General features: G+C 68.7%; 22 protein-coding genes and 1 pseudogene. 9 read left to right on the top strand and 14 right to left on the bottom strand.

All coding sequences use genetic code 11. From position 1 onward, the window contains the following. Window positions 1-347 precede the first annotated feature (347 nt). A complete protein-coding gene (locus tag EYW49_RS09630; RefSeq protein WP_131308884.1) occupies window positions 348-575 on the top strand; it encodes a hypothetical protein in 228 nt (75 codons plus the stop codon). Between the two features lie 124 nt (window positions 576-699). On the opposite strand, the gene rpsD is transcribed toward EYW49_RS09630, so the two are convergent. The 3 genes from rpsD to EYW49_RS09615 all read right to left on the bottom strand — a co-directional run bounded on the left by rpsD (window position 700) and on the right by EYW49_RS09615 (window position 3402). Then, window positions 700-1317 carry a 30S ribosomal protein S4 gene (gene rpsD, locus EYW49_RS09625; RefSeq protein WP_131308881.1) on the bottom strand — a complete coding sequence of 206 codons (618 nt, stop codon included), beginning with the start codon at window positions 1315-1317 and terminating at the stop codon, window positions 700-702. 216 nt (window positions 1318-1533) lie between these two features. Beyond that, window positions 1534-2352 (bottom strand): glutamate racemase, encoded by an 819-nt coding sequence (gene murI / locus EYW49_RS09620; protein WP_131308878.1) that lies wholly within the window; start codon window positions 2350-2352, stop codon window positions 1534-1536. Between the two features lie 240 nt (window positions 2353-2592). Then, on the bottom strand, window positions 2593-3402 hold the full coding sequence (locus EYW49_RS09615; protein WP_131308875.1) for an RNA methyltransferase: 810 nt from the start codon (window positions 3400-3402) through the stop codon (window positions 2593-2595). Window positions 3403-3542: 140 nt separating this feature from the next. On the opposite strand from EYW49_RS09615, the gene EYW49_RS09610 reads away from it, so the two are divergent. The 5 genes from EYW49_RS09610 to EYW49_RS09595 all read left to right on the top strand — a co-directional run bounded on the left by EYW49_RS09610 (window position 3543) and on the right by EYW49_RS09595 (window position 6840). Then, window positions 3543-3920 (top strand): hypothetical protein, encoded by a 378-nt coding sequence (locus EYW49_RS09610; protein ID WP_206365435.1) that lies wholly within the window; start codon window positions 3543-3545, stop codon window positions 3918-3920. A 131-nt stretch (window positions 3921-4051) separates the two neighbouring features. Beyond that, entirely contained in the window at window positions 4052-5272 is a 1221-nt protein-coding gene (locus EYW49_RS09605; protein WP_131308869.1) for an NADP-dependent isocitrate dehydrogenase, read from the top strand. A gap of 164 nt (window positions 5273-5436) precedes the next feature. Then, on the top strand, window positions 5437-5835 hold the full coding sequence (locus EYW49_RS09600; protein ID WP_131308866.1) for a hypothetical protein: 399 nt from the start codon (window positions 5437-5439) through the stop codon (window positions 5833-5835). A 108-nt stretch (window positions 5836-5943) separates the two neighbouring features. Next, window positions 5944-6075 carry a hypothetical protein gene (locus EYW49_RS23600; RefSeq protein ID WP_265937392.1) on the top strand — a complete coding sequence of 44 codons (132 nt, stop codon included), beginning with the start codon at window positions 5944-5946 and terminating at the stop codon, window positions 6073-6075. Between the two features lie 321 nt (window positions 6076-6396). Continuing rightward, entirely contained in the window at window positions 6397-6840 is a 444-nt protein-coding gene (locus EYW49_RS09595) for a GNAT family N-acetyltransferase (protein ID WP_131308863.1), read from the top strand. Window positions 6841-6890: 50 nt separating this feature from the next. Here EYW49_RS09595 and EYW49_RS09590 read toward each other — a convergent pair whose 3' ends face one another. From EYW49_RS09590 to recA, 3 genes are all read right to left on the bottom strand, one after another. Continuing rightward, window positions 6891-8129: a cyclic nucleotide-gated ion channel gene (locus EYW49_RS09590; RefSeq protein WP_131308860.1), complete on the bottom strand. Its 1239-nt coding sequence runs from the start codon at window positions 8127-8129 to the stop codon at window positions 6891-6893. Between the two features lie 13 nt (window positions 8130-8142). After that, a complete protein-coding gene (gene alaS / locus EYW49_RS09585) occupies window positions 8143-10812 on the bottom strand; it encodes an alanine--tRNA ligase (protein WP_131308857.1) in 2670 nt (889 codons plus the stop codon). A gap of 178 nt (window positions 10813-10990) precedes the next feature. Further along, window positions 10991-12070 carry a recombinase RecA gene (gene recA / locus EYW49_RS09580; protein ID WP_131308854.1) on the bottom strand — a complete coding sequence of 360 codons (1080 nt, stop codon included), beginning with the start codon at window positions 12068-12070 and terminating at the stop codon, window positions 10991-10993. A gap of 550 nt (window positions 12071-12620) precedes the next feature. Between recA and EYW49_RS09575 the strand changes: the two genes are divergently transcribed. Further along, window positions 12621-13388 carry a hypothetical protein gene (locus EYW49_RS09575; protein ID WP_131308851.1) on the top strand — a complete coding sequence of 256 codons (768 nt, stop codon included), beginning with the start codon at window positions 12621-12623 and terminating at the stop codon, window positions 13386-13388. Between the two features lie 203 nt (window positions 13389-13591). Continuing rightward, window positions 13592-14509 carry a pseudouridine-5'-phosphate glycosidase gene (locus EYW49_RS09570; protein WP_131308848.1) on the top strand — a complete coding sequence of 306 codons (918 nt, stop codon included), beginning with the start codon at window positions 13592-13594 and terminating at the stop codon, window positions 14507-14509. Window positions 14510-14606: 97 nt separating this feature from the next. Here the strand turns inward: EYW49_RS09570 and EYW49_RS09565 are convergent, their stop codons facing one another. From EYW49_RS09565 to flgB, 8 genes are all read right to left on the bottom strand, one after another. Next, window positions 14607-15182, bottom strand: a complete 576-nt coding sequence (locus tag EYW49_RS09565; RefSeq protein ID WP_131308845.1) for a hypothetical protein — start codon at window positions 15180-15182, stop codon at window positions 14607-14609. Between the two features lie 85 nt (window positions 15183-15267). Then, the gene (gene cckA / locus EYW49_RS09560; protein WP_131308842.1) at window positions 15268-17835 is read right to left on the bottom strand and encodes a cell cycle histidine kinase CckA; all 2568 of its coding nucleotides are present in this window, start codon (window positions 17833-17835) and stop codon (window positions 15268-15270) included. 173 nt (window positions 17836-18008) lie between these two features. Then, window positions 18009-19094 (bottom strand): flagellar biosynthesis protein FlhB, encoded by a 1086-nt coding sequence (flhB, locus tag EYW49_RS09555; protein WP_131308839.1) that lies wholly within the window; start codon window positions 19092-19094, stop codon window positions 18009-18011. A 4-nt stretch (window positions 19095-19098) separates the two neighbouring features. Further along, entirely contained in the window at window positions 19099-19863 is a 765-nt protein-coding gene (gene fliR / locus EYW49_RS09550; protein WP_131308836.1) for a flagellar biosynthetic protein FliR, read from the bottom strand. 31 nt (window positions 19864-19894) lie between these two features. Continuing rightward, window positions 19895-20158: a flagellar biosynthesis protein FliQ gene (gene fliQ / locus EYW49_RS09545; protein WP_131308833.1), complete on the bottom strand. Its 264-nt coding sequence runs from the start codon at window positions 20156-20158 to the stop codon at window positions 19895-19897. 37 nt (window positions 20159-20195) lie between these two features. Next, a complete protein-coding gene (locus EYW49_RS09540; protein WP_131308830.1) occupies window positions 20196-20507 on the bottom strand; it encodes a flagellar hook-basal body complex protein FliE in 312 nt (103 codons plus the stop codon). Window positions 20508-20584: 77 nt separating this feature from the next. Continuing rightward, on the bottom strand, window positions 20585-21001 hold the full coding sequence (gene flgC / locus EYW49_RS09535; protein WP_131308827.1) for a flagellar basal body rod protein FlgC: 417 nt from the start codon (window positions 20999-21001) through the stop codon (window positions 20585-20587). 24 nt (window positions 21002-21025) lie between these two features. Then, window positions 21026-21442 (bottom strand): flagellar basal body rod protein FlgB, encoded by a 417-nt coding sequence (gene flgB / locus EYW49_RS09530; RefSeq protein ID WP_131308824.1) that lies wholly within the window; start codon window positions 21440-21442, stop codon window positions 21026-21028. A 278-nt stretch (window positions 21443-21720) separates the two neighbouring features. Between flgB and EYW49_RS09525 the strand changes: the two are divergent. Further along, window positions 21721-22182, top strand: a pseudogene (locus EYW49_RS09525) (flagellar biosynthetic protein FliO); the annotation flags it as partial.

Below are 22182 nucleotides of genomic sequence, written 5' to 3'. Positions count from 1 at the left end.
ACGAATTTTCCCGGATCACGGGTCGGATCACGGCGACGTGCCTGGCGCGATCCGACGCGATGCACGAAGATCGGGCAATCGAGGAAATGGACTCATTTCCGCCACGTCGCCCCCCGACTGTAGGGGCGTCGACAGCGGGCACCGAATGGTCCCCGACTTCGACGTGGCCGTTCATGCTTCCTTCACGGTGTCATGAACGTCATTCACACGAATGACACGGCCTTCGCCTATTGTTCGGCCGTTCCGCTAGGATGGCCATCTCACGCGTCGGCGCCGCCTCGAAATCCTTCGACCGGCGCCGGACGACACGACGTCCCCGATGAGGGGGCGGGAAAGGAGGACCGACGATGACCTACGACATCCGCCGCCACCCCGACAGCGGGCCCGACCTGCGCGATTGGACCGATCCCTGTCTCGAACCGAGCCTGTCCGAGATTCTCGCCGACCCGATGATGGAACTCGTGTTCCGTCGCGATTCCCTCCACCGTGACAACGTCGAGCACTTCCTGCGTGGCCACGCGTCGCGTCTGGCCGCTCGGCCGACCCCTTGCCGCTGCGCTTCGCCGGCGGCCTGAGCCCTTTCGGCGACCGTTTCCCGGCCGCCCGCCCCTTCGGTCGCAAACCGTGACCCACCCATGAAAAAGGCCGCCGATCGGATGATCGGCGGCCTTTCGTCTGTGGGGCGAACCGCTCGGCGGCTCAGCGCGAATAGAATTCGACGACCAGGTTCGGTTCCATCTGGACCGGATAGGGCACGTCCGACAGGGTCGGGATGCGCTGGAACTTGGCGATCATCTTGGAGTGATCGACCTCGATGTAGTCCGGCACGTCGCGTTCGCCCGACTGCACGGCTTCGAGCACGATCGCCAGCTGCTTGGAGGCGTCCTTGACCTCGATCACGTCCTCGAGCTTGACGCGGTAGGAGGCGACGTTCACCCGGCGGCCGTTGACCTTGACGTGGCCATGGCTGATGAACTGGCGCGCCGCGAACACCGTCGGCACGAACTTGGCGCGGTAGACCACCGCGTCGAGACGACGCTCGAGCAGGCCGATCAGGTTCTCCGACGAGTCGCCCTTGAGCCGCAGCGCTTCCTGATAGGTGCGCTTGAACTGCTTCTCGGAGATGTTGCCGTAGTAGCCCTTGAGCTTCTGCTTGGCCTTCAGCTGGACGCCGAAGTCGGACAGCTTGCCCTTGCGGCGCTGGCCGTGCTGACCCGGACCGTACTCGCGCTTGGTCACCGGGGACTTGCCGCGGCCCCAGAGATTCTGGCCCATGCGGCGATCGATCTTGAACTTTGCGGAATGACGCTTCGACATCGCGGTCTCGTCTGGTTGGGCGCGGGATCGGGGACTGTCCCCGCCCGCTCGGTCTGGCGAGCGCGCCCTCCTCTGCGCCGATCGGCGCCGACAGATCACCGGGTCTCGAGCGTTCGAGGGTGATCACGGGTGCACGTGAAATGACTTCGCGGACCGAACGGCCCGCGAAGCTGCTCGGCTATAGGCGGCGAAGGATCCGATGTCAACGCCGACGGCTCACCCCGGCGCGCAGATCAGCCCCAGGGTGGCCAGAACGGCGGCGAGCGCCGCCCCCGGGCTCCGCCCCGACGTGAACAGCGCCCGCCCGCCGCCGGCGGCAGCTCCCGACACCGCCGGCCCGATCAGGCTGGTCACCCGCCGGGCGATCGCCGGCGCCGGGTCGATCCACTCCACCGGCCAGGGTGCGGTCCGGCGGAAATGCTCGATCAGGAACGGATAATGGGTGCAGGCCAGCACCACCCGGTCGGTCCGCCGGCCGTCGCGCGCGCGAAAGCACGGATCGATCTCGGCGGCCACCGTCGCCGCGTCGACCGGCTCGCCGGCCAGTTCCGCCTCGGCCAGCGCCGCGAGCCGCGTCGAACCGACCAGCGTCACCTCGAGATGGCTGGCATAGGTGTCGATCAGCGCCCGGGTATAGTCGCGCCGCACCGTGCCCGGGGTCGCCAGGATCGAGATCAGCCCGGAGCGGGTCGACGCCGCCGCCGGTTTGATCGCCGGCACCGTGCCGACGAAGGCGACGTCGTAGGCCCGGCGCAGGGGCGGCAGCACCAGGGTCGAAGCGGTGTTGCAGGCGATCACGAACAGGTCGGGGCGATGATCGGCGATCAGCCGCCCGGCGAGGTCGACGATCCGCGCGGCGAGCTCGGCCGGCGCCCGCTCGCCATAGGGAAAGCCGGCATCGTCGGCGACATAGACGATCTCGGCATCGGGCCGCGCGGCGCGGATCTCGCGCGCCACCGACAATCCGCCGATGCCGCTGTCGAAGACCACGAGACGTGGGGGAACGGGCGTCGCGGATGGGAGAGACTGGGTCATGAGCCGAGGTCTGGCATCGCCCGAGGGCGAGAACGTGGCGGGGCCGCGGCCGACCGCTCTCCCCTCACGAGAACCCCGAGCCGCCAATATCCGGCCGGGAGGGAGGTGGGGCACGGACGCGACGCAATACCTTCAATCGTCCGGCCCCACGTGCAGTGATACGCCGACGTGGTTAAGGGGAGGTTGAGGAAAGATTGACGGAAAATGAAGCTCGCAGAACGACTTCCGTCTCGTTTCCGGTCACTCGCCGGTCTCTGCCGCCTGGGCCGCGTCGCGCCGCGTCGGCCGCCGTTCCAGCGCCGCCAACACGCCGCGCAAGGTCCGCACCTCCTGCTCGCTGAGCCGCGCCTTCTGGAAGATCTGGCGCAGGTTGCGCACCATGTGCGGCCGCTTGGTCTCGGGCCGAAAGAACTCGACCGCGTCGAGCGCCGCCTCGAGATGGGTGAAGAAGGCGAAGACGTCGGCCTTGGAGGCCTGCGGCGAGCGTTCCCGCTCGGCGAAGGGCGTCCAGGTGGGATCGCCCAGCACCACCCGCCGCCATTCGTAGGCGACCAGGATCACCGCCTGGGCGATGTTCAGCGAGGCGAAGATCGGATCGACCGGAATGGTGATGATCCGGTCGACGTGGCCGATCTCCTCGGAGGTCAGGCCCCATTTCTCGCGCCCGAACACCACGCCGGTGCGCGCCCCGCGCGCCGCCGCGGCGCCGAGCGCCCCCGCTGCAACGGCCGGGCTCTCGACCTCCTTGGCGATGTCGTGCGGCCGCGCGGTGGTGGCATAGACCAGCTCGAGATCGGCGATCGCCGCCGGCAGGTCGTCGTAGAGGCGCACCACGTCGATGATCGCGTCGCCGCGCGACGCCGCCGCCCGCGCCCGCTCGTTGGGCCAGCCGTCGCGAGGACGCACCAGACGCAGATCGCGCAGGCCGAAATTGGCCATCGCCCGCGCCGCCGCGCCGATGTTCTCGCCCATCTGGGTCTCGACCAGAATGATCGCCGGCGGCGGCAGCGCGGCCGACGGATGCTCGAAGCTCTCCATCTTGAGTTGCATTCCTCGATTGAACGGCACGTTGCCCGATGAAGGGCGTTTGTATAGTGCCGAAGGTCATGACGCAAAACACCCTGCCCCGTCGAATCCGACTTTCTACGGCGATTCTGGCCGTCGTCGCAGTGTCGGCGAGCGGATTTGCGGTGCCCGCCCGCGCCTGCGAGCCCGACGCCCCCGGCTGGCGCGACGCCGAAGGCCACTGCGTCACGTGGCGGCTCCTGGAGACGCGCTGCGGCACGCCGGCGAGCACGCACTGCACCCCCGACGCGCCCGACCCGGCGTCCACCCGGCTTCTCCCCACGCCGAAGGGCGACCCTTCGGCCGCCGCCTGCTCCGGCTGCGGCTGCAAGGGCGGCCCCGGCTACCGCGGCCCGAACGGCCGCTGCGTCGCCTGGCGCGACCTCGCCCGCACCTGCGGGCCGACCTTGCCGGGCGCCTGCGTGGCCGAAATCGTCGACCCGCGGGCGGGCGCGATCACCGCCCAGGAAGCGCTGATCGCCGGCAAGCCCCGCGGTCGCTGAAAAGCTGGCCTCGCCGAAACGGATAGCTTGGCGGCGACATTCTGCCGCGATATAGACCGGCGCATCCGTCTCGCGCACGCGAAGGCGCGCCCGCGCGGTCGCCCGGCCCGCGAACTCAGAGGGAACTCTCCATGGCGAAGATCAAGGTAACCAACCCGGTCGTCGATCTCGACGGCGACGAGATGACCCGCATCATCTGGCAGGCGATCAAGGACAAGCTGATCCTGCCCTACCTCGATCTCGACATCGAATATTACGACCTCTCGGTCGAACATCGCGACGCCACCAACGATCAGGTCACCGTCGACGCGGCCAACGCCATCAAGAAGCACGGCGTCGGCATCAAGTGCGCGACCATCACGCCGGACGAAGCCCGCGTGAAGGAGTTCAACCTCAAGGAGATGTGGAAGTCGCCCAACGGCACCATCCGCAACATCCTCGGCGGCGTGATCTTCCGCGAGCCGATCATCTGCCGGAACGTGCCGCGCCTCGTCCCCGGCTGGACCCAGCCGATCGTCGTCGGCCGTCACGCCTTCGGCGACCAGTACAAGGCGACCGACTTCAAGTTCCCCGGCAAGGGCACCCTGACCATCAAGTTCGTCGGCGACGACGGCGCGGTGATCGAAAAGGAAGTCTACAAGGCGCCGGGCGCCGGCGTCGCGATGGCCATGTACAACCTCGACGATTCGATCCGCGACTTCGCCCGCGCCTCGATGAACTACGGGCTGATGCGCAAGTGGCCGGTCTATCTGTCGACCAAGAACACCATCCTCAAGGCCTATGACGGACGGTTCAAGGACATCTTCGAAGAGATCTTCCAGACCGAATTCAAGACCCAGTTCGACGCCCTCGGCATCACCTACGAGCATCGCCTGATCGACGACATGGTCGCCTCGGCGATGAAATGGTCGGGCGGCTACATCTGGGCCTGCAAGAACTACGACGGCGACGTCCAGTCCGACACCGTCGCGCAAGGCTTCGGCTCGCTCGGTCTGATGACCTCGGTTCTGCTCACCCCCGACGGCAAGGTCGTCGAGGCCGAAGCCGCCCACGGCACCGTCACCCGCCACTACCGCGAGCATCAGAAGGGCAAGGAGACCTCGACCAACTCCATCGCCTCGATCTTCGCCTGGACCCGCGGCCTCGCCCATCGCGCCAAGCTCGACGACAACGAGCTTCTCGGCCGGTTCGCCCTGACCCTGGAGAAGGTCTGCGTCGACACCGTCGAGGCCGGCTTCATGACCAAGGATCTGGCGCTGCTGGTCGGCGCCGACCAGAAGTGGCTGTCTACCACCGGCTTCCTGGAGAAGGTCGCCGCCAACCTCGAGGCCGAGATGGCCACCTGGGCCTGATCGCCTCGGATCGATCGCTTTCTGGAGACGGCGGGGGAAACCCCGCCGTTTCGCGTTTCATCTGCCGCGCTGCCCCTTTCGCAGCGCTTGTCCCCCCGCGCCCCCAGGGAAGTTCGCCGTCGGCCGCGCTGATCGGCGGGGCGGGCGACCGGGCGGAGGCGGGCGTGACCGAGACGGCGGACGGAGCGGCGGGGCGGCCGCATGTCGTGACCTTTCGCCAGATCCTGATCTGGCCCCTGCAGCTGATGCCGGCGGAAGGCGGCCGCGGCGCCCCCTGGGAGGTGCTGGCCGGCGCCGCCAAAGGCCGCTGGATCGAGCTCGACGACGATTTCCCCGACGATGCCGCCCGCTGGCCCCCCGCTGTCGCCAATTCGTGTTCCACCGCCTGCCGGCTGTGGTCTGGCTCGCCCTCGCCGATCCGGCCCGCGCCGAGATCTGGGCCGACACCCGCATGCCATGCTCGGACCCGGCCTTCGCCGTCGTCGGCGATGCCCGCCGCACGCTGTTCACCACGGATCCCGAATGCGGCCTGCTGGCGCAGTTCCGTCACCGGGTCTTCCTGACCGGCCTGATCGCACACTCCGACCGCGCCGCGCTCCCGATGCGGTCGGACCGCCCGGTCACCACCATGAGCCGCGTCGATCCGGGCCGGCGCGATTCGCTTTGGCGACATGGCCTCCGATCTCGAGACCGATTTGTTGCCCCGTCGGGCGGTGACCATCCTGCAGCTCACCGTGGTCACCCTGTTCAGCCAGATCGGCATGCTCGCCACCGGCTTCCTCGGCATGAACATCTTCGGCTAGGCCGAGGCCGACACCTTCGACGAGATCGCGATCTTTCTGGCGGTGCTCATGCCCCCGGCGGCGATCACCGTCGACGAGGCGCGCCGCCTCGCCTTCATCCTCGACACCCTCGCCGACGAGGCCTCACCTGGAAGGACCGATTCTCGGCCTTCCGCGAGATCCTGAAGCCGTGAGGAGGCCCCGAACTTGGCGCCTCTCCCGATTCGCCCGCCCCGCCACGACCGAGCGGCCTGGCGGTGCGCCGATCGCGCGCGCCGGATTTCCCTGGCCGGCCGCCGCCCGAAATGGCACCTTCGCTCATCCCCGAACGCGAGATCCGTCATGACCGTCGTCGTCCGTCCGCTCGTCGCCGCCGATCGCCCAGCCTGGGAGCCGCTGTGGGCGGCCTATCAGCGCTTCTATGAGGTCGCCCTCCCGCCGACGACCACCGACCTCACCTGGAGCCGGTTTCTCGATCCGGCCGAACCGATGACCGCGCTCGGCGCCTTCGACGGCGAGCGTCTGGTCGGGATCGTCCACGCGATCTTCCATCGCTCCTGCTGGCTGCCGACCGAGAGCTGCTATCTCCAGGACCTCTTCGTCGATCCCGATCACCGTGGCGCCGGCACCGGCGGCGCGCTGATCGCCGCGGTGGCGGCGCTGGCCCGCGCTCGCGACGTTCCTCGCGTCCACTGGCTGACCCGCGAGGACAACGCCACCGCTCGCCGCCTCTACGACGCGGTCGCCACCCGCTCGGGCTTCATTCAGTACCGCCTCGACGTCTGACGGCAGCGAGCGCCGACGACACGACGAGCCGCCGCGCCGATCGCTCGACGTCAGCCTTGCGGATCCGGCTTGCCGTCCCGATCGCCCAGTTCGTCGAGCCCGATGTCGCCGCGCGGCGTCGCGGTCTCCTGGGCGACCCGTTCGCGCGCCACCGCCCGGATGTGATCGGCGATCTCACCATTGCGCTGCATCAGATATTGCAGATCTTCGGCATCGAGCAGCAGCAGCCGGCAATTGGTCACCGCGACCACGTCGGCCGAGCGCCGCGCCTTGCGCAGCACCGCGATCTCACCGAAGAACGTGCCGTCCGACAGCCGCACCGTCGATTTCGGCAGGCGGATCTCGACCGTTCCCGACATGATGAAATACATCGAATGGGCCGGATCACCGGCGGTGGTGATGATCGCCCCACTCTCCACCGTCTGCGCCCGCAAGAGGCGCATCACGTCGGCGATCTCGGCGGCCGACAGTTCCGAGAACAGCGGCACCCGCGCGATCATACCCCAGGTCACCACGAAGTCGCGCGAGTGGATCTCGCGCGCGAAGGCGGTGGCGATGATGCCGACCGGCAGGGCGAACATGCAGAAGCCGAACATCATCACCACCCCCGACAGCACCCGGCCGGCCGGGGTGATCGGCACGAAATCGCCGTAGCCGACCGTCGTCAGGGTGGTCACCGCCCAATACATGGCGAGCGGAATCGAACCGAAGTGATCGGGCTGCACCCGCCCTTCGATCCAATGCATCAGCGACGCGGCGGTGACGATCAGGCCGGCCATCACCACGCCGCTGGCGAACAGCGCCCGCCGCTCGGAAGCGACCGCGTTGAACAGCGAACTCATGCCGGTCGAATAACGCGCCAATTTGAGGAAGCGCAGCAGGCGGAACACCACCAGGACGTTGACGTCGTTGATCCCGAAGGCGAATCCGACCAGCGTCGGGGCCACGGCGAAGAGATCGATCAGCGCCGACCACGACGCCATGTAGCGCACCCGCGCACCCCACCGGCCATGCCGGCGCAGCGGCCGGTGGAGGTCGGCGACCCACACCCGCAGCAGGTACTCGACCGCGAAACATGCGACCGTCCCGGCCTCGATCGCCAGGAACAGCGGCGCATGGGTGAGCTTGTAGTCGGGCACCGTCCCGAGGATCACCGCCGCGAGATTGACGACGATCAGCAGGACGATCGCCCGTTCGACCGCGATACCGACCGGGTCGCCGATCGCCGGCGCTTCGAGTGCGTCGAAGACCCGCTGTTTCCAGCTGCTGCGTCGCGCCGTCCTCGCCATGGCGTCGGCCCTCTCACGCCCCGGCGAGCGCCTCGATCCGCGCGGCGATCGCCGTGATCGCCGCCTCCGCCCGCGATCCGTCGGGGCCACCGGCCTGCGCCATGTCGGCGCGGCCGCCGCCGCCCTTGCCGCCCATCGTCTCGGCACCGACACGGACCAGATCGACCGCATCGAAGCGGCTCTCGAGCCCGCCGCCGACCGCCACCACCACCGCCGCGCGGCCGTCCTCCCCGACCGCCACCAGGACCACCACGCCCGCGTCGAAGCCCTTCTTGGCCTCGTCGGCGAGGCCCTTGAGATCCTTCGGCGACACGCCGGTGACCACCCGGCCGACGAAGGCCACGCCGCCGACCGTGCGCTGCGCCGACGTGCCCTCGCCGCCGCCGCCCATCGCCAGCTTCTTCTTGGCGTCGGCGAGCTCACGCTCGAAGCGGCGCCGCTCTTCGGCGATCGCTTCGACCCGCGCCGGCACCTCCGCCTGCGCCACCCGCAGGAAGGACGCGAGCTCACGCACCCGACGATCCTGAGCGACCAGATGCTCGCGCGCGCCGCGCGCCGTCAGCGCCTCGAGGCGCCGCACGCCGGCCGCCACCGCGGTCTCGGCGACCACCGACACCAGACCGATGTCGCCGGTGCGGCGCACGTGGGTGCCGCCGCACAATTCCACCGAGAACGGCCGCCCGGCGCGATTGCCGTCGGTCTGCCGCCCCATGGTCACGACGCGGACCTCTTCGCCGTATTTCTCGCCGAACAGCGCCCGCGCCCCCGAGGCGATGGCGTCGTCGACCGACAACAGACGGGTGGTCACCTCGTCGTTCTGCAGCACCACCGTATTGGCGAGCTCTTCGACCCGCGCCAGTTCGTCGGCCGACAGGGGCTTGGGATGGGAAAAGTCGAAGCGCAGACGATCGGCCGAGACCATCGATCCCTTCTGGGCGACATGGTCGCCGAGCACTTCGCGCAGCGCCTCGTGCAGCAGATGGGTCGCCGAATGATTGGCCCGGATCGCCGACCGCCGCGCCCCGTCGACCGACAGGCGCACCGGATCGCCGACCGCGATCCGCCCGGCTTCGACCACACCATGGTGGACGAACAGGCCCTCGCCTTCCTTGCGGGTGTCGGTCACGCGGAACCGGCTGCCGTCGCCGAGGGCGACACCGACGTCGCCGCTCTGGCCACCCGATTCGGCATAGAACGGCGTCTGGTTGACGACCAGCGCAGCCTCCGCGCCGGCCTCGACCGCCCCCACTTCGCCGCCCGCCACGACCAGCCCGACCACCACGCCTTCGGCGCTCTCGGTGTCGTAGCCGAGGAATTCGGTCGGTCCGACCCGATCCTTCAACCCGAACCACACCGCCGCCGAAGCCGCCTCGCCGGAGCCGGCCCAGGAGGCGCGGGCCTCGGCCTTCTGGCGGGCCATCGCCGCGGCGAATCCGTCGAGATCGACGTCGATGTCGCGCTGGCGCAGGGCGTCCTGGGTGAGATCGAGCGGGAAGCCGAAGGTGTCGTAGAGCTTGAACGCCGTCTCGCCGTCGAGGCGGGCACCCGCCCCGAGATCCCGGCTGGCCTCGTCGAGCAGGCCGAGGCCGCGCTCGAGCGTCTTGCGGAACCGCGTCTCCTCGAGCCGCAGCGTCTCGGCGATCAGCGCCTCGGCGCGCGCCAGTTCCGGATAGGCGCGGCCCATCTCGCGCACCAGCACCGGCACCAGGCGCCACATCAGCGGATCGCGGGCGCCGAGCAGATGCGCATGGCGCATGCCGCGCCGCATGATCCGCCGCAGCACGTAGCCGCGGCCTTCGTTCGACGGCAGCACCCCGTCGGCGATCAGGAACGAGGTGGCGCGCAGGTGATCGGCGATCACCCGGTGGCTGGCCCGCGCCGCCCCCTCCGCCGGCACGCCGGTGGCCTCGACGGAAGCCCGGATCAGCGCCTTGAACAGATCGATGTCGTAGTTGTCGTGGACCCCCTGCAGCACCGCCGCGACCCGCTCGAGCCCCATGCCGGTGTCGATCGACGGCTTCGGCAAGGGCGACCGCGCGCCCCCGGCCACCTGCTCGAACTGCATGAACACGAGATTCCAGATCTCGATGAAGCGATCGCCGTCCTGATCGGGCGAGCCGGGCGGGCCACCCGGAATATGGTCACCGTGGTCGTAGAAGATCTCCGAACAGGGACCGCAGGGACCGGTGTCGCCCATCTGCCAGAAGTTGTCGGAGGTGGCGATGCGGATGATGCGCTCGTCGGGGAGCCCGGCGATGCGCTTCCACAACCCGTGGGCCTCGTCGTCGTCGGCATAGACCGTGACCAGCAGGCGGTTGCGATCGAGCCCGAATTCGTCGGTCACCAGCTTCCAGGCGTGGAAGATCGCCTCTTCCTTGAAATAATCGCCGAAGGAGAAATTGCCGAGCATCTCGAAGAAGGTGTGATGGCGCGCGGTGTAGCCGACGTTGTCGAGGTCGTTGTGCTTGCCGCCCGCCCGCACGCATTTCTGCGCCGTGGTGGCGCGCACGTAGTCGCGGCGCTCCATGCCGGTGAACAGGTTCTTGAATTGAACCATCCCGGCATTGGTGAACATCAGAGTGGGGTCGTTGCGCGGCACGAGCGGGCTCGACGCCACCACCTCGTGGCCGGCCTTGGCGAAATAGTCGAGGAAGGTCGCGCGGATCTCGTTGACGCCACTCATGTTCGAACTCTGTCCTGTGAACGGAACCGGGTTCGGGTTTTATCCGTCGCATCGCCCGCTGTCCACCGACGCCGTCCGCCCGACGCACGGCGATCCGCACCGCAGAGCTCTGCGACGACGCGGGCGACGGGTCCGGGGCCGTCGCGGGACCGATCGTGATCGGCCCCGCGGGTGCGGTTCAGTCGGTGACCGGGCCGTCCTCGTCCTCGGCGGTGCCGGTCGGGATGATCTTGTCGGCGATCAGCCCGGAGTTCTGGCGGATCGCCAGCTCGATCTTGGTGGCGACGGCCGGATTGTCGCGCATGAACTGCTTGGCGTTCTCGCGGCCCTGACCGACCCGCTGGCTCTCGAAGGAGAACCACGAGCCCGACTTCTCGACCACCCCGGCCTTGACCCCGAGATCGACCAGTTCGCCGACCTTGGAGATGCCTTCGCCGTACATGATGTCGAACTCGACCTCCTTGAACGGCGGCGCCATCTTGTTCTTGACCACCTTGACCCGGGTCTGGTTGCCGATCATCTCGTCGCGATCCTTGATCGCGCCGATCCGCCGGATGTCGAGCCGGACCGAAGCATAGAACTTCAAGGCGTTGCCGCCGGTGGTGGTCTCCGGGTTGCCGAACATCACGCCGATCTTCTGACGGATCTGGTTGATGAAGATCACCATGGTCTTGGACTTGGAGATCGAACCGGTGAGCTTGCGCAACGCCTGGCTCATCAGCCGCGCCTGCAGGCCCGGCAGGCTGTCGCCCATCTCGCCCTCGAGCTCGGCCTTGGGGGTCAGCGCCGCCACCGAGTCGATCACCAGCACGTCGACCGCGCCGGAGCGCACCAGCGTGTCGGTGATCTCCAGCGCCTGCTCGCCGGTGTCCGGCTGCGAGATCAGGAGATTCTCGAGATCGACCCCGAGCTTGCGGGCATAGATCGGATCGAGCGCGTGTTCGGCGTCGACGAAGGCACAGACGCCGCCCTTCTTCTGCGCTTCGGCGATGCAGTGGAGCGCCAGCGTGGTCTTGCCGGAGGATTCCGGCCCGTAGATTTCGACGATGCGGCCGCGCGGCAGACCGCCGACGCCGAGCGCGATGTCGAGACCGAGCGAGCCGGTCGGCACCGTCTCGATCTCCACCACCTTGCCCTGACCGAGCCGCATGATCGAGCCCTTGCCGAAATTGCGCTCGATCTGCTGCAGCGCCGCGTCCAAAGCCTTGGTCTTGTCCATGCCGTCCCCTTCGACGAGGCGGAGTTGCGCCTGTGCCATCGTCCCGCTCCTTATGTCACGCGTGCCCTTCGCGTTCAAACTCAGTCAATGTACATGTTTTGTTCCGTTCCGCAAGGGGGTCTTCAAGCCATTGGAACAAAGCGTATAATCGCCGCGTGTTCGAGATCTGTTCACGCCGCACCGCGCGTCCCTTCGCGCGGCCTGTCGGGCTCGCGCCGAGCGGGTGGCGGATCGGCGATTCGAAGGCGTCGAAGCCGCGCGCGGGCGGCCCCGCCGCGGCGCCGAAATCGCCCGCCGTCGCCGGTCCGCGCGATCCTGACTACCGGGGACGGACGCGAGCCGCCACCCCCCTGACGCCCGGGGCGGACACTGGAGACGGCGGCCGATCGACCCTCTCGTCGAGCGTTCGAAGGACCCTAGAAGCCGCCTGCGACCGCAGACCGGCATCGGCTGCGTGTGGCACAAGGCCCCACCCTGAAAATCCGGAAACGGGCTCGAAGCAACTCTGCCCGTAGAATGACGTCCGTGCACGGGTCGCGCGCGAGCGGAGGCAACGGCCTCTCCACTGCGACCGACGCGGAGGCGAAACATGAAACGGCTTCTGGCCGCGCTGGCGGTGGTGGTGGCGCTCGTCGGCTGCCGGCAGGAGAGCCCGCCGCGGGCGCTCCTCTACCGGTTGACGATCACCGTCGACACGCCGGAGGGGCCGAAGGTCGGGTCGAGCGTCGCACGGCTGTGGGTCGGCTTCGGCGACGGCCCGCTGGGCAGAATGGGGGCGGCGATCTTCTTCAACGTGAAGGGCGCCGCCACCGTCGTCGACCTCGGCGCGCGCGGTTACCTCTTCTGCCTCCTCGATCGGGACATCACTCGGAAAGGCAGCGACTCGCAGCAAGGACTCCTGATCAAATACGCCGGTCGTCCGTATCTCGATCGTCCGATGCCTCGAACGGTCGACGCGATCGTGGAAGCCCGCCCGAAGACGCCGATCGCGCTCGAGAATCTCCCGGCATTGGTTCGCTTCAGGGATCCAGCTCAGCCATCGACGGCGGAATGGATCGATCCGACGGATCTGGAAAAGGCCTTCGGTGCCGGCGTGGCGATTTCTCGGGTGGACTACGAGATTCTGGGCAAGCCGCCGATGAAGCCCGGAGCAAAGCTGACCGACGAGATCGAGGTGAAGGAGATCACCGATTCGATCGCTCGCGTCCGGCAGACGATTCCGTGGATAACGCTTCCAAGAAAAGTGATCACTGAGATGGTCAAGGGCAGCGACCTCGAACCCATGACCAAGAACCATCAGTATGGAAGAAGCATAGTAGAATCAGACTTCATTTCAGGAGCCCGCACTGAGCGCTGATCATTCGACCGATCGCTCTGCTTCGACGCCCCACGAGGCCCCCGTTCGATCGACCCGATAGAGGTTCGAGGTCGCCGGCCGACGCCCGCTCGACCGCCGCGGCGCCCCCGCCCCGCACACCCCGCGGGTTTGCCGGTCCGGCGATCCGGTGTACCAACGCTCCAGCAGGCGCGGCCCTCCGGCCGGCCCGACGGGAGCCTTCCATGACCTCTCTTCCCCTCGTCGTCGCCGACGAAGTCGCCGCCGCCCTCGCCGCCCACCGGCCGGTGGTGGCGCTCGAATCGACCATCGTCACCCATGGATTGCCGTGGCCCGACAATGTCGCGGTGGCCCGCGAGGTCGAAGCGGCGGTGCGCGCCGGCGGCGCGATTCCGGCGACCATCGCGGTGCTCGACGGCGCGATCGTCGTCGGCCTCGACGATGCCCGCCTCGAGCGCCTCGCCCAGGCTCAAGGTGTGATGAAGCTGTCGCGCGCCGATCTCGCCTTCGCGGTGTCGAGCCGCCGCCCCGGCTCGACCACCGTCGCGGCGACCATGATCTGCGCCCATCTCGCCGGCATCGAGGTCTTCGCCACCGGCGGCATCGGCGGCGTCCATCGCGGCGCCGAGACGACCTTCGACGTCTCCGCCGATCTGAAGGAACTCGGCCGCACCCCCGTCGTGGTGGTTTCGGCCGGCGCCAAGGCGCTGCTCGATCTGCCCAAGACGCTGGAGGTGCTGGAGACCGAGGGCGTGCCGGTGATCGGCTGGGGCACCGACGACTTTCCGGCCTTCTGGTCGCGCGTCTCCGGCCTGCCGGCGCCCTTGCGGATCGACGACGGCGCGAGCTTCGCCGCCTTCTGGCGCGCCCGCAAGAGCCTCGGGATCGGCGGCGGCGCGCTGATCGGCAACCCGGTACCGGTCGCCTTCGAGATCTCGCGCGCCGAGATGGAGCCGGTGGTCGAAGCGGCGATCGCCCGGGCCGATGCCGAGGGCGTCCGCGCCAAGGACGTGACGCCGCGACTGTTGTCGCTGATCCTGGAGGCCACCGCCGGCCGCAGCCTGGTGACCAACCGCGCGCTCATCCTGTCGAACGCCGCGGTGGCGGCGGAGATCGCGGGGGCGCTGGCGCGCGGGGCGTGAGGCGCGGATCGGCGAGGCCGAGCGCGGATCGGCGCGACGTCGATCGACGTCCCGCCGCATCCCGCGACCGCGGTCGCCCGGAGGCGACCGCCGGCCCTCAGCCCTTGGTCATCGCCGCGACCACTTCCGGGCGCAGCTGCCAGCGGCGGTCGCCGCTCTTGGTCGGGTCTTCGCCCGCGTCACCGGCGGTCTCGTCGGTGTCGGCGGCGACCGCCAGGGCATAGATCCACATCGGCTCGCCGGCGTGCTGCGGCGGTTCCCAGGCCAGTTCGGTCGCCAGCCGGTGGCCGAGGATGGCGTATTGGCTGTTGGCGAAGCGATGGGTGGTGCGGTCGACCGCCAGCGCCAGATCGGTGGCGGTCAGGACGTGGTCGGGCGCCTCGAGATGGGCGCGCAGCATCTTGCGCTGGGTCGAGTTGAACTTCGGCTCGCACACCGCATAGGCCTCGCGCACCTCGCCGGCGGTCGGATAGCCGTCGTCGCCGCGCAGCGCGGCCTGCGCGGTCGCCGCGGCGTCGAGATCGGCGCGTACGGCGTCGATCGCCGCGGCTTCGGTCGGGGCCGAGCGGATCGCTCCGACCGCCAGGTCGCCGCTGAGCGCGCGGGCGCGCCAGCCGTTGCCCTGGGGCATGCTTCTGATGACGTAACGAAGATACGCGGTACTGTTGGCCACTGGATCGTCCTCCCGCGGAGGCTGAATCGATCGCCGGGGCCGCGCCCCCGCCGATCGCCGCGCCCGAAGGGCGCCGCCGATCCCTCTAACGCCCCAGGGCCTCCTTGACCGCGGTGGCCAGGGCCTTGAGCGTGAAGGGCTTGGGCAGGAAGGAGAAATTCTCCCCTTCCGGCAGGTTCTTGGCGAAGGCGTCTTCGGCATAGCCGGAAACGAAGATTATTTTGAGGTCGGGTCGCTGTTTGCGCAATTCGCGCAGCAGCGACGGCCCGTCCATTTCCGGCATCACCACGTCGGAGACCACCAGATCGATGGTGCCGCCGGTCTCGTCCATGATCGCCAGCGCCTCGGTGCCGGTGCCGGCCTCGTGCACGGTGTAGCCGCGCGAGGTCAAGGCCCGCGACGCGAAGGCCCTGACCGCCTCTTCGTCCTCGACCAGCAAGATCGTCGCCGAGCCGGTCAGATCTGTCGCCACCTGCGCCGGGCCGTCGTTGCGCGCCTCCGCCGCCGCCTTGGCCGCTTCCGCCGGCGTCTCGACATGGCGCGGCAGGAAGATCCGGAAGGTCGTGCCGACCCCCATCTCGCTGGCGCAATAGACGAAGCCGCCGGTCTGCTTGACGATGCCGTAGACCGTCGACAGGCCGAGGCCGGTGCCCTGGCCGACCGGCTTGGTGGTGAAGAACGGCTCGAAGATGTTCTCGATGATGTCGGCCGGAATGCCGGTGCCGGTGTCCGACACCTCGATCAGCACATAGTCGCCGGCCGGCATGCCGAGGGTCTTGTAGGGCAGTTTCTCGGTCGACGGCACGTTGCGGGTGGCGATGGTCAATTTGCCGCCGGCCGGCATGGCGTCGCGGGCGTTGACCGCCAGATTGACGATCACCTGTTCGATCTGGCTGGTGTCGGCGCGGATCGACCACAGATCGCGGCCGTGCAGCACGTCGAGCTCGACCTTCTCGCCGAGCAGACGGCCGAGCAGCATGTGCAGATCGGCCAGCGTGTCGCCGAACTGCACGACCTCCGGCCGCAGCGTCTGGCGCCGCGAAAACGCCAGCAACTGGCGCACCAGCGCCGCCGCCCGGTTGGCGTTCTGCTTGATGTTCATGATGTCCTGGAACGCCGGATCGGACGGCCGATGGCTGCCGAGCAGCAGATCGGAGAAACCGATGATCGCGGTCAGGACGTTGTTGAAGTCGTGGGCGATGCCGCCGGCGAGCTGGCCGATCGCCTGCATCTTCTGGCTCTGGGCGAAGCGCTGCTCGAGCTCCTGCTGCTGCGTCGTCTCGAGCGCATAGACGATCGCCGCCTCGCCCTCGCCGGTGCCCTCCTCGACCGGCGACACGAAGAACCGCGCCGAGCGCTTCTTGGTTTCGTCGTCGATCAACTGGGCGTCGACCGGGGCGATGTCGCCGCGCCCCAGGAGCGCCGCCGCGAGCGCCTCGGCGAGCTTCGGCCGGTCGGCGTCGATCACCGTGTCGATCAGCTGGCCGCGGCTGCCGTCGGCGTCGGCCCGCACCATGCCGCCGAACAGCTTCAGGAACGGCGCGTTGGTGCGGCCGATGGTGCCGGTGCGGTCGAGCGCGGCGATGGCGATCGGCGTGTTGTTGAAGAAGCGCTCGAAGCGCACCTCGGCCGCCCGCAGCGCCTCGGAGACGTCCTCGCCGGCCGAGCGGTTGATCACCAGGGTGCGGCTGTCGCCGGGCTTGCCGCCGGGGCCGGGCGGCACCTTGTGCAGGAGGCGCACCGGCAGGCTCTGGCCGTTGCGCTTGACGAAGTCGAGATCGACGATCCGCGTCCGCCCGTCGGGCACCGTGTCGCCGATCAGCGCCATGCCCTGCCCCTGGACGATGTCCTTGAGGCGGATCGCCCCGGGCTCGAACTTGGCGAGATCGTAGCCGAGCCAGTCGGCCAGCGTCGCGTTGAGATAGGTCAGCCGCCCCGCCGGATCGGCCGAGAAGAAGCCGGCCGGCGCATGGTCGAGGAAGGTCACGACCTGCTGCAACTCCTGGAAGCTCGATTCCTGGCGATCGCGTTCGCGCGTCACGTCGGCGATCCGCCACACCGACAGCCGGCGGCCGTCGCCGCCGCGCTCGGCGATGTCGGGCAGCGGCTTGACCTTGACCCGGTACCAGCGGGCGCCGCCCTCGGTCGCGCCGATCGGCTGCACGGTGCGGATCTCGGCTTCCGCCGGCACCCGCCGGCGCAGCGCATCGGACAGCCGGAACATCGATTCCGCGGCGTCCTGATTGGCCGCGAACAGGCGTTCGATCGTCTTCAGGTCGTTGAGCGTGTCGGAACGGGTCAGGACCGCGTAGCCGGGGTTGGTGTAGATGATCCGCCCTTCGTCGTCGGTGACCAGCACGCCTTCGTCGAAGTCGTCCATGAAGCCTTTGGACAGCGTATGGCCCTGCGGCCGCGCCCCGAAGCGCACCAGGCCGATCGCCCCGGCGAACAGCGCGAAGACGCCGACCACCGCCAGGAGGCCGAGAATGATCTGGACATAGGGCTCGGCCTGCTCGGGTTTGACCAAGGCCAAGGCCGCCGCCGCCGCGACGAAGGACAAGGCCAACGCCACCAGGAGCCCGATGCTGCCGGTCTTGCCACCGCGGTCGATCGTCGCCGTGGTGTCCGAGTTGAGGTCGTCGACCTGTCCCATGTCATCCGATCCCGGGGCCCACGGCCCGTCGTTCCACCACGGCCCTGCGCCGGCCGCGTCCGTCGATCCGCACCCGCATCGGAACGTCGCCCGGGAGCGTGCGAATCTGCCCGCGCGGACTCGCCCGGAAAGTCGCGCGAAACGCCCGGCGCGACAAGAGCTTGCCGCACCGCTCAGAGCGGCCGGGCGCCCCGCCGTCGATCGAGCCGCATCACGAAGCCGACCACCTCCGCGACCGCCTTGTAGTGTTCTTCCGGTATTTCCTTGTCGATGTCGACGGTCGCGTGCAGAGCGCGGGCGAGCGGCGGGTTCTCCACCACCGGCACGTCGTGCTGGGCGGCGACCTCTCGGATCTTCAGGGCGAGGTCGTCGACCCCCTTGGCCACCACCGTCGGCGCCCGCATCCCCGGCTCGTAGCGCAGCGCCACCGCGAAGTGGGTCGGGTTGGTCACCACCACCGTCGCCTTGGGCACCGCCGCCATCATCCGTCGCCGCGCTCGCGCCTGACGCATCTGGCGGATCTTGGCCTTGATCTCCGGATTGCCTTCGGTCTGTTTGAACTCTTCCTTGAGTTCCTCGCGGCTCATCCGCTGTCGTTTCATCCAGCGCCGACGCTGGAAGATGTAGTCCAGACCAGCGACGAAGGCCATGACGATCAGCACGGCGAACATCATCTTGACCGCCGCCGACTGGATCACCGCCAGCAGGCCGACCGTCTCGACCTGCACCATGGTGTCGAGCCGGCGCATCTCCGGACGCAACGCCATCACCATCGCCACCCCGACGACGACGATCTTGATCACCCCCTTGACGCCCTGCATCCCCCCTTCGGCCGAGAAGATGCGCTTCAGTCCGGCCAGCGGCGAGACTTTGGAAAACTTGGGGATGATCGGTTCCATCGTCCACAGGAGCCGGTGCTGGATGGCACTGCCGCCGACCCCGGCGACCAGGAACAGGAGCGCCGGCAACGCCAGAACCCCGGCGACGATCAGCCCGATGTGCAGATAGACGTCGGTCAGCCCGCGTTGGTCGAGGACGATCTCGTCGGCATGTTCGATCAGGGCCGCCAGCGGGCGGGCGAGATCGCGGGTCAGGCCGGGGGTGAGAAAGGCGACGAAGATCGTCGCCCCCGACAGCACGAAGAAGGTCGACAGCTCCTGGCTCTTGGCCACGTCGCCGCGCTTGATCGCCTCGTCGATCTTCTTTTGGGACGGTTCTTCTGTTTTGGAATCGTCGTCCTCGTCGCCACCCTCGGCCATGGCCTCACCCCGCCACCAGACGGCCGAGGCCGTCGCGCACGTGGTCCATGTACCAGAGCATGGCGCTGCCGATCACCAGACCGAACAAGAGCAGGCCGGCGCCGATCGACAGCGGCATCGCCACGAAGAACAGCTGGAACTGCGGCATCATCTTCTGGAGCATGCCGAGCCCGAGGTTGAAGATCAGCCCGAAGGCCAGGAACGGCGCCGAGATCTGGATCCCGACCTTGAACGATTCGGCGACCAGTTGCACCGTCACCTGCGCGAAATCGCCGGCCGGCAACCAGGTGCCCGGGCGGAACAGCTCGAAACTCGAGGTCACCGCGGCGATCGCCGGGAAATGCAGGTCGGTCACGAAGATCAGCGTCACCGCGGTGATCGACAGGAAGTTGCCGACGATCACCCCCTGGCTGCCCTGGGTCGGATCGACGGTCATCGCGAAGCCGAGACCGAGCTGGGTGGCGATGGTGGTGCCGGCGACCTGGGCACCGGCCAGCAACAGCCGCGTCGCCATGCCGAGGAACAGGCCGATGGCGATCTCGCCGGCGAGCAGCGTCACCGCCGCCGGGGCATTGCGCGAAAGACCCGTGGGATAGAGCCCGGACACCGCCGGATGCAGCACCAGGGCCAGGAACAGCGCGAAGCCGAGGCGGACCCGCACCGGCACCGCGGTCTCGCCGAAGCCCGGCAGCAACATGACGATCGCCGCGACCCGGGCGAACACCAGCATGTACAGCACCGCGACCTCGGGCAGCAGGCGGATGGTCATGGCCGATCCTCCCGCCCCGTTGCGCCCCGCGTCATTCTGCCGCGATCCGGACGATGATCCGCGCCCAGAAGCCAGACAGCTGCGATCCCATGAAGGGGAAGGCGATCAGCATGGTGGCGAAGATCGCCAGGATCTTCGGCACATAGACCAGGGTCGCCTCCTGGATCTGGGTCACTGCCTGCAACAGACCGATGATCACGCCGACCACCAGTCCGACGACCATCACCGGCCCCGCCGCCAGGACCAGCGTGACGATCCCCTCGCGGGCTACGTCGAGCACTTCCGGTCCGGTCACGTCGGCTCCTGACTGTCGTCCGACCGGCCGTGGCGGCTCAGATCGGCATCTTCATGATCTCTTCGTAGGCCGAGATGACCTTGTCGCGCAGGGTCACCATGGTCTCGAAGGCGGTCTGGGTCTCGGCCACCGCGGTGACCACGTCGATCACGTCGGCCTTGCCGTTGGCATAGGCCAGCGCCTTGTTCTCCGACACCCGGCCCTGATTGGCGACTTCGCCGATCGCCGCCTTGACCATCTGGCCGAAGTCGGGCCGGCCGGCGGTATCGGCACTCTGACCCCGATCGGGTCGATTCGCGAGCCCCTGGGCGAGACGATAGGCATTGGCGGCATAGGCGGCGGTCGACATGGGGCGTCTCCGGAGGCGGGGCGGCATCGGGGATCGGAACCGCCCGCGCCGCCGCGGCGGGAGCGAGCGGGGAAAACTCAGGCCTTCAGGATCTCCAGCGTCTTGGAGATCATCCGGCGGGTGGCGGTGACGATGTTGAGGTTGGCCTCGTAGGACCGCTGCGCCGAGCGCATGTCGACCGATTCGATCAGCGGCTCGACGTTGGGATATTTGACGTAGCCGTTGGCGTCGGCCGCCGGATGGCCCGGCTCGTAGCGGCTCTTGAAGTCGGTGCGGTCGCGCTGGACCTTGCCGAGTTCGACGGTCTGGGCGCCCAGCGTCTTGTCGAAATGGGCGGTGAAGGTCGGCACCTTGCGCCGATAGGGGTCTTCGCCGGCGGTGCGCGCCGTGGAATCGGCGTTGGCGACGTTCTCGGCGATCACCCGCATCCGGCCCGACTGGGCCTTGAGGCCCGAGGCGGCGATCTTCAGGGACTGGATGAATTCCGTCGACATGCGGCGTCTCCCGGTGGGGCGCGGTTACTTGCGGCCGAGCGCGGTGCGGATCAGCGCCAGCGACTGCTGGTAGAGGCTCGCCGCGGTCTGGTAGTCGAGTTGGTTCTCCGCCGACTTGGCCATCTGGTCTTCCAGGTCGACGGCGTTGCCGTTGGCCGTGACCTCGAACTTCGACGACGAATCGGATTTGAATCCCTTGTCGCCACCGCGGCCGGCGACGTGGCCCGCCTCGGTCACCGCCAGTTGCACCGCCGGCACCCGGGTCGCCTGGACTCCCGACGGATTGGGCGCCTCGGCCAGCACCGGCTGGCGCAGATCGCGGGCCTTGTAGCGAGGGGTGTCGGAATTGGCGACGTTCTCGGCGAGGAGGCGCTGGCGAGCCTGATGCCACTGCATCTTGGTCTTCAGCGTGTCCATCAGTCTGAGGTCGCCGATCGCCATCCCATCCCCCTCTCGCCGTCCGAACCGTCGGCGGCAACCGTCACTGGGCAAGATCTTCCCAGTGCATGGTTAACGAGCGGTTAACGGCGACCTCCGTTTCGGGACGACGGGCACGAAGTGCAATCGGCGGCTCGCGTTTTCCGTGAAGTTTGGGTAAACGACGAGGGTGGGCCCGGCAAGTTCGACCGATCTTGGTTAACATTGCGGCGAGCCCCACAGATTCGCATCCCCGTCGCCGGACGGGACCGCGGACGGTGTCGCCACGAGGAGTACCCGAGATGAACGCGCTGCGGGATTGGTTGAACCTCCAACTGGGTGCCGACGCCGGGCGGGGCGCCCAGATCGCCCTGGCCCTGCTGGTGGTGGTGGCGCTGCTGATCGGGTTGACCTGGCTGTTCCGCCGCCTGTCGGGCCGCGGCTTCGCCAATTCCAAGGGCGGCCGCCTCGGCGTCGTCGACGCCGCCGCGGTCGACACCACCCGCCGCCTGGTGTTGCTGCGCCGCGACGACGTCGAACATCTGGTGATGATCGGCGGCCCCAACGACCTCCTGGTCGAGAGCCGGATCGTCCGCGCCGCCGCACAGCAGCGGCCGCCGCTCGCCGGTCCGACCATCGCCCCCCTCGCCGCCCCGGCCGCCGCCACCCCGGCGATCGCCGCGCCGCGCGCCGATTCGGGCGACGACGCCATCGCCGCGCCGGCCACCCGCGACCGCACCGCCGCCTTCGCCGGCCTCGCCGGA

Origin of the sequence: Siculibacillus lacustris (assembly GCF_004328075.1) — a bacterium.
GTDB classification, from domain to species: Bacteria; Pseudomonadota; Alphaproteobacteria; order Rhizobiales; family Ancalomicrobiaceae; genus Siculibacillus; species Siculibacillus lacustris.
This window is presented reverse-complemented; position numbering and strand designations above follow the sequence as displayed.

What these genes read in the sequence shown, in the direction of transcription:
- EYW49_RS09630 (WP_131308884.1), top strand. Translation starts at nt 348, where the DNA reads ATGACCTACGACATCCGCCGCCACCCCGACAGCGGGCCCGACCTGCGC.
- rpsD (WP_131308881.1), bottom strand. Translation starts at nt 1,317, where the DNA reads ATGTCGAAGCGTCATTCCGCAAAGTTCAAGATCGATCGCCGCATGGGC.
- murI (WP_131308878.1), bottom strand. Translation starts at nt 2,352, where the DNA reads ATGACCCAGTCTCTCCCATCCGCGACGCCCGTTCCCCCACGTCTCGTG.
- EYW49_RS09615 (WP_131308875.1), bottom strand. Translation starts at nt 3,402, where the DNA reads ATGCAACTCAAGATGGAGAGCTTCGAGCATCCGTCGGCCGCGCTGCCG.
- EYW49_RS09605 (WP_131308869.1), top strand. Translation starts at nt 4,052, where the DNA reads ATGGCGAAGATCAAGGTAACCAACCCGGTCGTCGATCTCGACGGCGAC.
- EYW49_RS23600 (WP_265937392.1), top strand. Translation starts at nt 5,944, where the DNA reads ATGGCCTCCGATCTCGAGACCGATTTGTTGCCCCGTCGGGCGGTGACC.
- EYW49_RS09595 (WP_131308863.1), top strand. Translation starts at nt 6,397, where the DNA reads ATGACCGTCGTCGTCCGTCCGCTCGTCGCCGCCGATCGCCCAGCCTGG.
- EYW49_RS09590 (WP_131308860.1), bottom strand. Translation starts at nt 8,129, where the DNA reads ATGGCGAGGACGGCGCGACGCAGCAGCTGGAAACAGCGGGTCTTCGAC.
- alaS (WP_131308857.1), bottom strand. Translation starts at nt 10,812, where the DNA reads ATGAGTGGCGTCAACGAGATCCGCGCGACCTTCCTCGACTATTTCGCC.
- recA (WP_131308854.1), bottom strand. Translation starts at nt 12,070, where the DNA reads ATGGCACAGGCGCAACTCCGCCTCGTCGAAGGGGACGGCATGGACAAG.
- EYW49_RS09575 (WP_131308851.1), top strand. Translation starts at nt 12,621, where the DNA reads ATGAAACGGCTTCTGGCCGCGCTGGCGGTGGTGGTGGCGCTCGTCGGC.
- EYW49_RS09570 (WP_131308848.1), top strand. Translation starts at nt 13,592, where the DNA reads ATGACCTCTCTTCCCCTCGTCGTCGCCGACGAAGTCGCCGCCGCCCTC.
- cckA (WP_131308842.1), bottom strand. Translation starts at nt 17,835, where the DNA reads ATGGGACAGGTCGACGACCTCAACTCGGACACCACGGCGACGATCGAC.
- flhB (WP_131308839.1), bottom strand. Translation starts at nt 19,094, where the DNA reads ATGGCCGAGGGTGGCGACGAGGACGACGATTCCAAAACAGAAGAACCG.
- fliR (WP_131308836.1), bottom strand. Translation starts at nt 19,863, where the DNA reads ATGACCATCCGCCTGCTGCCCGAGGTCGCGGTGCTGTACATGCTGGTG.
- EYW49_RS09540 (WP_131308830.1), bottom strand. Translation starts at nt 20,507, where the DNA reads ATGTCGACCGCCGCCTATGCCGCCAATGCCTATCGTCTCGCCCAGGGG.
- flgC (WP_131308827.1), bottom strand. Translation starts at nt 21,001, where the DNA reads ATGTCGACGGAATTCATCCAGTCCCTGAAGATCGCCGCCTCGGGCCTC.
- flgB (WP_131308824.1), bottom strand. Translation starts at nt 21,442, where the DNA reads ATGGCGATCGGCGACCTCAGACTGATGGACACGCTGAAGACCAAGATG.